Origin of the sequence: Rathayibacter sp. VKM Ac-2759, assembly GCF_009834225.1 — a bacterium.
Lineage (GTDB): Bacteria > Actinomycetota > Actinomycetes > Actinomycetales > Microbacteriaceae > Rathayibacter.
Genome location: NZ_CP047176.1, coordinates 1,081,685 through 1,094,654, shown reverse-complemented (window position 1 = coordinate 1,094,654; position 12,970 = coordinate 1,081,685). Strand labels below are relative to the sequence as shown.

The window sequence follows — 12,970 nt, the reverse complement described above, 5'->3', positions numbered from 1 at the left end:
GCGCCCGCCGTGCGCGAGAGGTCAGACGGAGGCGCTCAGCGCCAGAGCCTCCGAGGTCGCGCTGACGGTCCGCTCGGCCACCTCGGGGGTGTCGTTGAGCGTCGATCCGTAGCTCGGCACCAGCGAGCGCATGCGCGGCTCCCACGCCTTCATGCGGTCGGGGAAGCAGCGCTTGACGATGTCGAGCATGATCGGCACGGCCGTCGACGCACCGGGAGAGGCTCCGAGGAGACCGGCGATCGAGCCGTCGGCGCCGGTGATGACCTCGGTGCCGAACTGCAGCACTCCGCCCTTCTTCTCGTCCTTCTTCATCACCTGGACGCGCTGCCCGGCGGTGATCAGGTACCAGTCCTCGGAGCGCGCGGTCGGCAGGAACTCGCGCAGCGCCTTCAGCTTCTTCGAGCGGCCGGCGAGGACCTCGCCGAGGAGGTACTTCATCAGGTCGAGGTTGTCGCGGGCGACCGCCAGCATCGGGCCGATGTTGTGCGGGCGGATCGAGAGCGGCAGGTCGAGCCACGACCCGCGCTTGAGGAACTTGGGCGTGAAGCCGGCGTACGGGCCGAAGAGCAGGGAGGCCTGCCCGTCGACCACGCGCGTGTCGAGGTGCGGCACGGACATGGGCGGAGCGCCGACGGCCGCCTTGCCGTAGACCTTCGCCTGGTGCTTCGCGACGAGCTCGGGGTTGTCGGTGCGGAGGAACTGGCCCGAGATCGGGAAGCCTCCGAAGCCCTTGATCTCGGGGATGCCCGACTTCTGCAGCAGGTGCAGGGCTCCGCCGCCCGCGCCGACGAACACGAAGCGCGCCGTGACGCGCTTGGGGGTGCCTCCGACGACCTGCTTGAGGTCGAGGCGCCACGTGCCGTCCTTCTGGCGGGTGACGTTCGTGACCTCGTGGCCGGTGTCGAGAGTGCCCCCGTGGGCCACGACGTGGTCGAAGAGCTGGTGGGTCAGCGAGCCGAAGTCGACGTCGGTCCCGGCGGGGATCCGGGTGGCCGCATAGGGTCCGCCGCCGGCGGGACGCTGCTCCATCAGGAGCGGAGCCCACTCGTGGATGGTCTTGATGCTCTCGGTGAACTCCATGCCGGCGAAGAGCGGCTGGTCCTTCAGTGCCTCGTAGCGCTTGCGGAGGTACTCGACGTTCGCCTCGCCGTGCACGAAGGTCATGTGCGGGGCGGGGTTGATGAAGCTCGAGGGCTCGCGGATGTCGCCCGCCTCGACGAGGCTCGACCAGAACTGGCGCGAGATCTGGAACTGCTCGTTGATCTGGATCGCCTTGGCGGGATCGACGGAGCCGTCAGCCGCCTCCGGCATGTAGTTCAGCTCGCAGAGCGCGGCGTGGCCGGTGCCCGCGTTGTTCCACGGGTTCGACGACTCCTGGGCGACGTCGCCGAGGCGCTCGTACGCGGCGATCGTCCAGTCGGGCTGGAGCTTGGTGAGGAGGGCACCGAGGGTGGCACTCATGATGCCGCCTCCGATGAGGGCGACGTCGACCGGTTCCGAGGAGTTCACGAGAGTCGAGTTTACCGTCGCGCCGCCCCGCGAAGGCGGGACGGGGAGCGACCCGCCCATCAAATTCGCGGCTTTTCCACGAGCGGCGGGTCCGCGCTGCGAGCACGGACCCGCCGGGGCTCAGGAGACCGGCTGGCGTGCGGCGATCAGCTCGGCGATCTGCACCGCGTTGAGCGCCGCGCCCTTGCGCAGGTTGTCGTTGCTGATGAAGAGCGCGAGCCCGCGACCCTCCGGAGCACCCTCGTCGGCGCGGATCCGCCCGACGTAGCTCGGGTCGCTGCCTGCGGCCTCGAGCGGCGTCGGCACCTCGCGCAGCACCACACCGGGGGCGTCCGCGAGCAGCTCGCGAGCGCGGTCGGGGCTGAGGGCGGAGGCGAACTCGGCGTTGATCGAGAGCGAGTGCCCGGTGAAGACGGGCACGCGCACGCAGGTGCCCGAGACCAGCAGCCCGGGGAGCTCGAGGATCTTGCGGCTCTCGTTGCGGAGCTTCTTCTCCTCGTCCGTCTCGTTCGAGCCGTCCTCGACCAGGTTCCCGGCGAAGGGGATCACATCGAAGGCGATCGGCGCGACGTACTTGTCGGGCGCCGGGAAGGCGACGGCCGAGCCGTCGTGCACGAGGTCGAGCAGGTGCTCGTCGGCGACCGCGGCGGAGACCTGCTGCGCGAGCTCGTTGGCACCCGCGAGCCCGCTGCCCGAGACCGCCTGGTAGGTGCTGACGATGAGACGGGTGAGGCCGGCCTCGCGGTCGAGGACCTTGAGGATGGGCATCGCGGCCATCGTCGTGCAGTTGGGGTTCGCGATGATCCCCTTCACGGCCTCGTCGATCGCGTGCGGGTTGACCTCGCTGACGACGAGCGGCACCTCGGGGTCCATCCGCCAGGCGCTCGAGTTGTCGATGACGGTGACGCCCGCGGCGGCGAAGCGGGGGGCCTGCGCGCGCGATCCCGTCGCTCCGGCCGAGAACAGGGCGATGTCCAGGCCCGACGGGTCGGCGGTCTCGACGTCCTCGACGACGACGTCCTCGCCGCGGAACGACAGCGTCGTGCCCGCCGAGCGGGCGGTGGCGAAGAAGCGGATCGATGCGAGGGGGAAGTCGCGCTCCTCGAGGAGGCGGCGCATCACCTTCCCGACCTGACCGGTCGCACCGACGACGCCGACGTGGAGGGGGGTGCTGCTCATGCTGTGCTCTTTCGTCCGTGCGGCGCGGCGGCCGCTCTCACAGAGAAGGTACCGGGCGGCCCGCCTGTGCAGGGCCGCGCGGCAGGATCGCGGGGAAGGCTGTCCCTCAGCGACCGGTGCCGGCGTAGACGACCGCGTCGTCCTCGCCGTCGAGCCCGAAGGCGGTGTGGACGACGCGCAGCGCCTCGTCGACGGTGTCGGCCCGGGTCACGACCGAGATGCGGATCTCGCTGGTGGAGATCATCTCGATGTTGATGCCGGCCTCGAAGAGCGAGCGGAAGAGCTTCGCCGAGACGCCCGCGTTGGTGCGCATGCCCGCGCCGACCAGGGCGAGCTTGGCGATCTGGTCGTCGTACTGCAGCGACTCGAAGCCCACCTCCTCCTTCTCGGCGTTGAGCGCCATCAGGACGGTCTGGCCGTCGGCCTTGGGCAGGGTGAACGAGATGTCGGTGCGGCCCGTGGCCGCCGCCGAGACGTTCTGCACGATCATGTCGATGTTCGAGCCGGTCTTGGCGACGATCGTGAAGATCTGCGCGGCCTTGCCGGGGATGTCGGGCACGCCGACCACGGTGATCTTGGCCTCGTTGAGGTCGGCCGCGACTCCGGCGATGATCGGCTCTTCCACGGTCTGTCCATTCTTCTCGGTGCCCGATACGGCAGTGCCGACGGCGGCGTCGTCCGGGGCGGCGTTGTAGACGATGGTGCCCTCGTTGGGGCTGAAGGAGGAGCGCACGTGCAGCGTGACCCCGTGACGCCGGGCGAACTCGACGGCGCGGATGTGCAGGACCTTCGCTCCGGCGGCGGCGAGCTCGAGCATCTCCTCGCTCGAGATGCGCTCGAGCTTGCGCGCGCGCTTCACGACGCGGGGGTCGGCGGTGAAGACGCCGTCGACGTCGGTGTAGATCTCGCAGGTGTCGGCGCCGAGGCCGGCGGCGAGAGCGACCGCCGTGGTGTCGGAGCCGCCGCGCCCGAGGGTCGTGATGTCCTTCGTGTCGCGGTTGAAGCCCTGGAAGCCGGCGACGATGACGACGGCGTTCTCGTCCAGCGCCTCGCGCAGACGCACCGGCGTGATGTCGACGATGCGCGCAGCGCCGTGCTGAGCATCCGTGATCATGCCGGCCTGGCTGCCCGTGAAGGAGCGGGCCTCGAAGCCCATGCTCTTGATCGCCATCGCCAGCAGCGCCATCGAGATGCGCTCGCCGGAGGAGAGCAGCATGTCGAGCTCGCGCGGCGCCGGCATCGGGGTGACCTGGTGGGCCAGCTCGAGCAGGTCGTCGGTCGTGTCGCCCATCGCCGAGACCGCGACGACGACGTCGTTGCCGGCCTGCTTGGTGGCGACGATGCGCTTCGCGACCCGCTTGATGCTCTCCGCGTCGGCGACGGAGGATCCGCCGAACTTCTGGACGATCAGGCTCACGCGCAACTCCCGGGTCAGTGGCTCAGGGGCCGTCGCGACCCGACGGACGAGTCTACCGGCGGGCGCATGCGGGAGCGGCAATGTGTCGTGCCCCGCGAGCGCCGGTCAGTTCTCGACGAGGCGGCGGCCCTCGAAGGCGCGGCCGAGCGTGATCTCGTCGGCGTACTCGAGGTCTCCGCCGACCGGCAGACCCGAGGCGAGCCGGGTGATGCGGATGCCGAGGGTGCCGAGCATGCGGGAGAGGTAGGTCGCGGTCGCCTCGCCCTCGAGGTTGGGGTCGGTGGCGATGATGACCTCCTGCACCTCGCCGTCGGCGAGCCGCTGGAGGAGCTGGCGGATGCGGAGCTGATCCGGTCCGATGCCGTCGATCGGGCTGATCGCGCCGCCGAGCACGTGGTAGAGGCCGCGGAACTCGCGGGTGCGCTCGATGGCGGGGACGTCCTTGGCCTCCTCGACGACGCAGATGACGGCGCGGCTGCGGCGAGGGTCGCGGCAGATGCCGCAGGTCGCCTCCTCGGCGACGTTGCCGCAGATGTCGCAGAAGTGCACGCGCGTGCGCAGCTCGAGGAGGATCTCGGCAAGCCGGGTCACGTCGAACGTCTCGGTCTGCAGGATGTGGAACGCGATGCGCTGGGCCGACTTCGGGCCGATGCCGGGGAGCCGGCCGAGCTCGTCGATCAGCTCCTGGACGATGCCTTCGTACATGCGGTCGCCTCCTCTCGGGAGGGGTCGGTGGTGCGGGTCATGCGCCGGTCACGCGGGGGCCGCGCGGCACGTGCGGCTGCTCCTCGATGAACTGGGCGCCGAGGATCTCGCGGACGACGGCCTCGCCGTAGCGCTGCCGGCCGTCGGCGGTCGAGGCGCGGGTGGTGCGGGTCGCGGGCCGCTCGGCCGGGGCGCGGCGCTCCGGGGCGGGCGCCGGGGCGCGCACGGGCTCGGGAGCCGCAGCGGGCTCGCCGGGAGGGGCGACGGTCGCCCAGGAGTCGGGCATCGGCGGCTCGACGGGCGGCATGTCCTCCTCGGGCGGCTCCTCGTCGAACGGAGGGGCGTCGGAGGCGGCGGGGGCCAGGGTGGGCGCGGGAGCCGCGGAGCGGGCGGGCTCGGGGGCTGCGACGGAGTCGGCGTCCGCGGGATCGGGAGCCGCGACCGGGTCGGCGGGGATCGCGACGGTCGCCCAGCCGTCGGAGCCGGTCGACGCCTCCTCGGACGGCTGCGCCCGCGGCGCAGGAGCGGCGGGCGCAGCCTCGACCGCGGCGCGCTCGGCCTCGGGGGCGACGGCGGAGGGCTCGACGCGAGCGATGTACTTGACCCGCAGACCGAGCACCTGCTGGATCGCCTGGCGGAGGTACTCGCTGACGCCGGGCTGCCCCGCCGTGCCGGGCATCTTGAACGAGTCGACGTCGGTCTGGCTCGGGAAGGAGAGCGTGAGGACGTCGTCCTTGAGGGCGCGGACCTGAGCGGTGTAGGCGACGAGCCACGCCGTCATCCGCGCCTTCTGCACGACCTCGAGGATCTCGGGCCAGCTGTCCTTCATCCGCTGCAGGGTGACGCCGCCTGCCTCGTCGGCCGCGACGGCCGGGGCCGGGGCGGACGGAGCGGGCGCGGCCGGAGCGGGCGGTGACGTCACGGGCTCGGCGGCGGCCGCAGCGGCCTCCGGCTCGCGCTCGACGGCCGCGGCGGAGGTGACGGGGACCTCGGTGCGCGGCGCGGCGGCCAACGACTCCGGGACCGAGGCGGGCGACGGCGCACGCGAGGGGACGGGCGACTCCGCCGCGCGGGTCTCGGCCGGTCGCGACTCGGGGCGCGCCTGCTGCCGCGGCGCCTCCCTGCTCGGCGCGGGGGCGATCGACGCAGGGGCGATCGGCGCCGGGGCGGCGACCGCTCCCCCGGACTGCACGAGGGTCCGCGCGATCATCAGCTCGAGGTGCAGGCGCGGCGAGGTCGCGCCCGTCATCTCGGTCAGCGCGTCGTTGACGATGTCGGCGATCCTCGAGAGCTCGGCGAGCCCGAGGGCGCGCGACTGCCCGGCCATGCGGTCGAGCTCGTCCTGCGAGACGCCGCGCAGGACGGCGGAGGCGGCGCCTCCGGTGGCCGCGACGACGATGAGGTCGCGCAGGCGCTCGAGGAGGTCCTCGACGAAGCGCCGCGGATCCTGCCCCGTCTGGATGACGCGGTCGACCGCGCCGAACGCCTCGGCCGAGTCGTGCTCGGCGAGAGCGTCGATGACCTCGTCGAGGAGGGCGCCGTGCGTGTAGCCGAGCAGGGCGACGGCCCGCTCGTACTCGATCGTCTCGGCCTCTGAGCCCGCCATCAGCTGGTCGAGCAGCGACAGCGTGTCGCGGACCGAGCCGCCGCCGGCGCGCACGACGAGCGGCAGGACGCCGGCCGCGACGCTCACGCCCTCGCGCTCGCAGAGCTCCTGCGTGTAGTCGAGCATCTGCGCGGGGGGCACGAGCCGGAACGGGTAGTGGTGGGTGCGGGAGCGGATGGTGCCGATGACCTTGTCGGGCTCGGTCGTCGCGAAGATGAACTTCACGTGCTCCGGCGGCTCCTCGACGATCTTGAGCAGGGCGTTGAAGCCCTGCGGCGTGACCATGTGGGCCTCGTCGAGGATGAAGATCTTGAAGCGGTCGCGGGCCGGGGCGAAGATGGCGCGCTCGCGGAGGTCGCGCGCGTCGTCGACTCCGTTGTGGCTCGCTGCGTCGATCTCGACCACGTCGAGCGAGCCCTGACCGTCGCGGCTGAGCTCGACGCAGCTGTCGCAGACGCCGCACGGGGTGTCGGTGGGGCCCGCCGCGCAGTTGAGGCAGCGGGCGAGGATGCGCGCCGACGTCGTCTTGCCGCAGCCGCGCGGGCCGCTGAAGAGGTACGCGTGATTGACGCGGTTGGTGCGCAGGGCCGTCATGAGCGGATCGGTCACCTGCGACTGGCCGATCATCTCGGCGAACGTCTCGGGCCGGTACCGGCGATACAGGGCTGCTACCACCCGATAACAGTAGCCGCGACCTCCGACACCGACGCCTGGTCCGCTCGCGGCGGAACGCACGGGGCCCCGCCTACGATCGGAACCGTGACCGAGCAGAGCACGGCGGGCGCGTTCGACGCGGTGATCCTGGCGGGAGGCCGCGCACGCCGTCTGGACGGAGCAGCGAAGCCGCTCCTCCTGCTCGACGGGAGCACCCTGCTCGAGCGGGTTCTCGCCGCGACGGCGGGCGCCGCCCGGGTGGTCGTCGTCGGGCCGCCGGTGCCCGCCGCGCTGCTCGGACGCGCCGCACTGGTGCGCGAGGACCCCCCGTTCGGCGGTCCGGTCGCCGCCGCGGCCGCGGCGCTCCCCCTCCTGGAGCGCGACGCGGCACCCGAGTGGGTGCTGCTGTTGGCCGGCGATCTGGTGGACCCGGGGCCGGCGATCGAGACGCTGCTGTCGGCCGCTCGGGAGGCGGAGCCGACGACCGCCTCGCTCCTCGCCGTCGATGCGGAGGCGCGCACGCAGCTCCTCCTCGGCCTCCACCGGACCCGGGAGCTCGCCCGTGCGCTCCGCCTGCTCGAGCGCGCCGAGAACGCCTCCGTCCGCGACCTCCTCCGCCCGCTGGCGACGGTGCTCGTCCCGGTGCCGACCGGCTCGACCGACGACATCGACGACCCCGCGGACGCACGGGCGCACGGCATCGCGATCCCGGGACGGATCGATCCGGGCGCGGCCGACTCCGGGCGCGGGATCGACCCGGAGCGCAGAATCGACTCATGACTGACACCGACACGACCCTCACCGCCTGGTGGAACGAGCTGACCGACGCGCTCGGCCTGGGCGACGTCCCGATCGCCCCCGACGTCCTGCTCTCGCTCGCGGGCGACGCCGCGCACGGGGTCGTCCGCCCCGCCGCCCCGCTCACCACCTTCCTCGTGGGCTACGCCGCGGGGCTCGACGGAGGCGGCTCCGACGCCCTCGCGCGCGCCGTCGAGGCCGCGGGCGGAGCGATCGAGCACCACCCGCGACCCGTCTGAGCGACGGTCCGCGCCGTCCATCGGGCTTTCCGCGCACGGTCACCGCTGCCTCACATCCGGCAGCCGTACGGTGCGCTCGAGCCCCGACGCCGCGGCCCCTCGCTCCCCCGGGAGCGACCCGTCGTGACGCGGCTCCCGCGGTCGCGAGCGCGCCGCGGTCATCCTCATCGAAGGAGAACCGCATGTCAGGCAACAGAGCCGTCGCCTACAAGAGCCCCGGAGTCGTCGAGGTGATCGACATCGACTACCCCACGTTCGAGCTGAAGGACGGACCGGGGGTCAATCCCGCGAACATCGGTCGGAAGCTCCCGCACGGAGCGATCCTGAAGACCGTCTCGACGAACATCTGCGGCTCGGACCAGCACATGGTCCGCGGGCGCACGACGGCCCCGTCCGACCTCGTCCTCGGCCACGAGATCACCGGCGAGGTCGTCGAGGTCGGCCCCGACGTCGAGTTCGTGAAGGTGGGCGACATCGTCTCGGTGCCGTTCAACATCGCCTGCGGCCGCTGTCGCAACTGCAAGGAGCGCAAGACCGGGATCTGCCTCAACGTGAACCCCGATCGCCCCGGCAGCGCCTACGGCTACGTCGACATGGGCGGCTGGGTCGGCGGCCAGGCCGAGTACGTGATGGTCCCCTACGCCGACTGGAACCTGCTCGTCTTCCCCGACCGCGACCAGGCGCTCGAGAAGATCCTCGACCTGACGATGCTCTCCGACATCTTCCCGACCGGCTTCCACGGCGCGGTCACTGCGGGCGTCGGAGTCGGCTCGACGGTCTACGTCGCCGGCGCCGGCCCCGTCGGTCTCGCCGCCGCGGTGGGCGCGCAGCTGCTCGGTGCGGCCGTCGTCATCGTCGCCGACCTCAACGAGGAGCGGCTCGCCCAGGCGCGCTCGTTCGGCTGCGAGACCGTCGACGTGTCCAAGGGCGACCCGGCGGGGCAGATCGAGCAGATCCTCGGCGTGCCCGAGGTCGACTGCGGAGTCGACGCCGTCGGCTTCGAGGCGCACGGCAACGGTCCCGACTCGGGCAGCGAGGCACCCGCGACGGTGCTCAACTCGCTGATGTCGATCACCGCGGCCGGCGGCGCCCTCGGCATCCCGGGGCTCTACGTCACCGGTGACCCGGGCGGAGTCGACGAGGCCGCGAAGGAGGGCTCGCTCTCGATCCGCCTCGGGCTCGGCTGGGCGAAGTCGCTGTCCTTCACGACGGGGCAGTGCCCGGTCATGAAGTACAACCGCTCGCTGATGATGGCGATCCTGCACGACAAGGTGCAGATCGCCAAGGCAGTGCAGGCCACGGCGATCCCGCTGGAGGACGCCCCGCAGGGATACGCCGACTTCGACAAGGGCGCGGCGAAGAAGTTCGTGCTCAACCCGAACGGCTACCTCGGCTGAGCAGGCGCCCGCGCACCCCTCAGAATGAGGGGATGAGCGGGCACCGGGCGACCGACTGGGGCCGCGCCCGCGCACTCGTGGCGCAGGGCGCGGCCCCTCTTCCCGTCGCCGGAAGGGCTCTGGTCGACGCGGAGGGCAGCGTCACCGCCGAGGCCGTCCGCGCACTCCGGCCGCTCCCCCACTACGACTCATCGGCCATGGACGGCTGGGCGGTGCACGGCTCCGGACCGTGGACCCTCGGGGAGACGGCGGAGCCGATCGTCACGGGCGCGCTCGTCCCGGCCTGGTGCGAGGCGGTCGTGCCTCTGGAGGAGGGGACGTCTCGGGACGGCGTCCTCACGACCGCGCGGCGTCCCGCTCCGGGTCGGCACATCCGCCGCGCGGGCGACGAGGCCGCGGCGGACGCGGTGCTCGTCGAGGCGGGGACGCGTCTCGGCCCGCCGCAGCTCGCCCTGCTGGCGATCGCCGGCCACGACGCGGTGCGGGTGCGCCCTCGGCCCGCGGTCGCCCTGCTCTTCACCGGCGACGAGATCGACACGTCCGGGATGCCCGAGCCGGGGCGGGTCCGCGACGCCTTCTCACCGCTCCTCCCGCCGCTCGTGCGCGCCCTCGGCGGCACGATCGACTCCGTGACGCGCCTCGGCGACGACGAGGCGGCGATCACCGCGCTGCTGACCGGCCCCACGGCTCCCCTCATCGTGACGACCGGCGGCACGGGGCGCTCGCGGGCGGATGCGGTGCGGCGCGCGATCGTCGCGGCAGGTGGGCGCACGATCGTCGACGGCGTCGCGATGAGACCCGGCCACCCCACGCTCGTCGCGGCCCTGCCCGGAGACCGGCTGGTGATCGCGCTGCCCGGCAACCCGCTCGCGGCGGTGCTCGCGGCGCTGTCGTTCCTCCCGCCGGCGATCGACGCGGCGAGCGGAGTCGCCGGCGGGTCCCTCGAGGACGGCGTGCTCGGCGAGGACCTCGGGCGGCCCGGCACGACGACCCTCGTGCCCGTGCGGCGCGAGGGCGGGTGCTGGCGGGCGGCCGCGGGGATCCGCTCGCACATGCTGACCGGGCTCGCCGCGTCCGAGGCCGTCGCGGTCGTCCCGCCCGAGGGCGGGTGCGCGGGCGACCGGGTGCCGCTGCTGCGCCTGCCCTGGTGAGGCGGGCCGCTCAGGCGGCCGCCTCGAGCCGGATCACCACCGACTTCGAGGTGGGAGTGTTGCTGACGCGAGCCGTCGAGTCGAGCGGGACGAGCACGTTGGTCTCGGGGTAGTAGGCCGCGGCGCAGCCCCGAGGAGTGTCGTAGGCGACGACGCGGAACGCCTCCGCCCGGCGCTCGACGCCGTCCTCCCACTCCGACACGAGATCGACCATCGCGCCGTCGGCGAAGCCCAGCGCGGCGATGTCGGCCGCGTGCACGAAGACCACGCGGCGGCCGTCGTGGACGCCCCGGTAGCGATCGTCCTTGCCGTAGATCGTGGTGTTGAACTGGTCGTGCGAGCGCAGGGTCTGCAGCAGGAGGCGCCCCTCGGGCACGCGCGGGTAGTCGAGCTCGTTCGCGGTGAACTGAGCGCGACCCGACGGGGTGGCGAAGCGCCGGGCGTCGCGCGGCGGATTCGGGAGTACGAAGCCGCCCGGCACGTCGATCCGCCGCTCGAACCCGTCGAAGCCGGGAACCACGTTCTCGATGTGGCGGCGGATCAGACGGTAGTCGCCGCGCAGCGCCGGCCAGTCGACCGCGGGCGCGTTCTCGCGACCGGCGAGCAGCCGCTCGGCGATGCCGGTGAGGATCGCCACCTCGGAGCGGAGCGCGGGACTCGGGGGCTTCAACCGCCCGCGCGAGGCGTGAACGGCACTCATCGAGTCCTCGACCGTGACGCGCTGCTCGCCCGTCGCCTGCACGTCGGAGTCGGTGCGGCCGAGCGTCGGCAGGATCAGCGCGCGGCGGCCGGTGACCACGTGCGAGCGGTTGAGCTTGGTCGAGATGTGCACGGTCAGTGCGAGCGAGCGCATCGCCGCCTCCGTGACGCCGCTGTCGGGCGTCGCGCGGGCGAAGTTGCCGCCGAGGCCCACGAAGACGCGGGCGGTGCCGTCGCGCATCGAGCGGATCGCCGCGACGGTGTCGGTGCCGTGCTCGCGCGGGGAGGCGAACGAGAACTCCCGGTCGAGGGCGTCGTGGAAGGAGTCGGGCATCCGCTCGAAGATCCCCATCGTGCGGTCGCCCTGCACGTTCGAGTGACCGCGCACCGGGCAGACGCCCGCGCCCGGCTTGCCGATGTTGCCGGTGAGCAGCAGGACGTTCACGACGTCCTTGAGGGTCGCGACGGAGTGGCGGTGCTGGGTCAGCCCCATCGCCCAGCAGACGATCGTGCCCTCGGCCGCGGCGATCAGCTCGGCGATCGTGCGGATGCGCGTCTCGTCGATCCCGCTGCCCCGCTCGATCTCGGACCACGGGGTCGAGCGCAGCTCGTCGAGGTAGCCGTCGAGCCCGTCGGTGCTCTCGCGGATGAACGCGTGGTCGAAGACGTCGCCGCGCGCCTCCTCGGCCTCGAGCAGCGCCTTGCCCAGCCCCTGGAACAGGGCCTGGTCGCCGCCGAGGCGCACCTGGAGGAAGTGGTCCGCGAGCGCGGTGCCACCGCCGATCATGCCCTTCACGGTCTGCGGGTTCTCGAAGCGCAGCAGCCCCGCCTCGGGCAGCGGATTGACGGCCACGATGGTGCTGCCCGCCCGCTTGGCGCGCTCGAGCGCGGTGAGCATCCGCGGGTGGTTGGTGCCGGGGTTCTGGCCGGCGACGATCAGCAGCGGCGCACGCTCGACGTCGCGGAGGCTCACGGTCCCCTTGCCGATGCCGATGGTCTCGGTCAGTGCGGAGCCGCTGGATTCGTGGCACATGTTGGAGCAGTCGGGCAGGTTGTTGGTGCCGAAGCCGCGCACGAGGAGCTGGTAGACGAAGGCCGACTCGTTCGAGGTTCGGCCGGAGGTGTAGAAGATCGCCTGGTCGGGATCGTCGAGGGCGCGGAGCTCGTCGGCGACGATGTCGAGCGCCTCGTCCCAGCCGACCGGGCGGTAGTGCGTCGCCCCCGCGTCGAGCAGCACCGGCTCGGTGAGGCGGCCCTGCTGGCCGAGGGCGAAGTCGTCCCACTCCTCGAGCTCGGCGACCGGGTGCGCGGCGAAGAAGGCCGACGTGACGGTGCGGAGGGTCGCCTCCTCGGCCACCGCCTTCGCTCCGTTCTCGCAGAACTCGGCGACGTGGCGCTTGTCGGCCTCGGGCCAGGCGCAGCCGGGGCAGTCAAAGCCGGTCTTCTGGTTGACGCGCAGCAGCGTCTCGGCGCTGCGCACCGGACCCATCTGCTTCAGCGAGATCTGCAGAGCGTGAGCGACGCCGGGGATGCCGACCGCCTTGCGCTTCGGACGGGCGACCGTCAGTCGACTCTCGTCGATCGGACTCTCGCGGGGCTCGGCGTCGTCGACCATT

The 12,970-nt window shown here is 72.6% G+C and carries 10 protein-coding genes; 4 read left to right on the top strand and 6 right to left on the bottom strand.

Annotated elements, in window-relative coordinates; genetic code table 11:
• Positions 1-21 precede the first annotated feature (21 nt).
• The 5 genes from GSU68_RS05005 to GSU68_RS04985 all read right to left on the bottom strand — a co-directional run bounded on the left by GSU68_RS05005 (position 22) and on the right by GSU68_RS04985 (position 7,091).
• The gene (locus GSU68_RS05005; RefSeq protein WP_159906022.1) at positions 22-1,569 is read right to left on the bottom strand and encodes a malate:quinone oxidoreductase; all 1,548 of its coding nucleotides are present in this window, start codon (positions 1,567-1,569) and stop codon (positions 22-24) included.
• A 60-nt stretch (positions 1,570-1,629) separates the two neighbouring features.
• A complete protein-coding gene (locus GSU68_RS05000; protein WP_159906020.1) occupies positions 1,630-2,688 on the bottom strand; it encodes an aspartate-semialdehyde dehydrogenase in 1,059 nt (352 codons plus the stop codon).
• 106 nt (positions 2,689-2,794) lie between these two features.
• Positions 2,795-4,105 carry an aspartate kinase gene (locus GSU68_RS04995; protein WP_159906018.1) on the bottom strand — a complete coding sequence of 437 codons (1,311 nt, stop codon included), beginning with the start codon at positions 4,103-4,105 and terminating at the stop codon, positions 2,795-2,797.
• 105 nt (positions 4,106-4,210) lie between these two features.
• Entirely contained in the window at positions 4,211-4,810 is a 600-nt protein-coding gene (recR, locus tag GSU68_RS04990) for a recombination mediator RecR (RefSeq protein ID WP_159906016.1), read from the bottom strand.
• Positions 4,811-4,847: 37 nt separating this feature from the next.
• Entirely contained in the window at positions 4,848-7,091 is a 2,244-nt protein-coding gene (locus GSU68_RS04985) for a DNA polymerase III subunit gamma and tau (protein WP_159906014.1), read from the bottom strand.
• An 84-nt stretch (positions 7,092-7,175) separates the two neighbouring features.
• Between GSU68_RS04985 and GSU68_RS04980 the strand changes: the two genes are divergently transcribed.
• The 4 genes from GSU68_RS04980 (at position 7,176) to GSU68_RS04965 (ending at position 10,655) form a co-directional block, all read left to right on the top strand.
• The gene (locus GSU68_RS04980; protein ID WP_159906012.1) at positions 7,176-7,850 is read left to right on the top strand and encodes an NTP transferase domain-containing protein; all 675 of its coding nucleotides are present in this window, start codon (positions 7,176-7,178) and stop codon (positions 7,848-7,850) included.
• Positions 7,847-8,107: a DUF6457 domain-containing protein gene (locus GSU68_RS04975; RefSeq protein WP_159906010.1), complete on the top strand. Its 261-nt coding sequence runs from the start codon at positions 7,847-7,849 to the stop codon at positions 8,105-8,107. The genes GSU68_RS04980 and GSU68_RS04975 overlap by 4 nt, the downstream gene beginning before the upstream one ends.
• A 182-nt stretch (positions 8,108-8,289) precedes the next feature.
• A complete protein-coding gene (gene fdhA, locus GSU68_RS04970; RefSeq protein ID WP_159906008.1) occupies positions 8,290-9,504 on the top strand; it encodes a formaldehyde dehydrogenase, glutathione-independent in 1,215 nt (404 codons plus the stop codon).
• A gap of 32 nt (positions 9,505-9,536) precedes the next feature.
• Complete coding sequence (locus GSU68_RS04965) at positions 9,537-10,655, top strand: molybdopterin molybdotransferase MoeA (protein ID WP_159906006.1); 1,119 nt, start codon at positions 9,537-9,539, stop codon at positions 10,653-10,655.
• A gap of 10 nt (positions 10,656-10,665) precedes the next feature.
• Here GSU68_RS04965 and GSU68_RS04960 read toward each other — a convergent pair whose 3' ends face one another.
• Complete coding sequence (locus tag GSU68_RS04960; protein WP_159906004.1) at positions 10,666-12,969, bottom strand: FdhF/YdeP family oxidoreductase; 2,304 nt, start codon at positions 12,967-12,969, stop codon at positions 10,666-10,668.
• Position 12,970 lies beyond the last annotated feature (1 nt).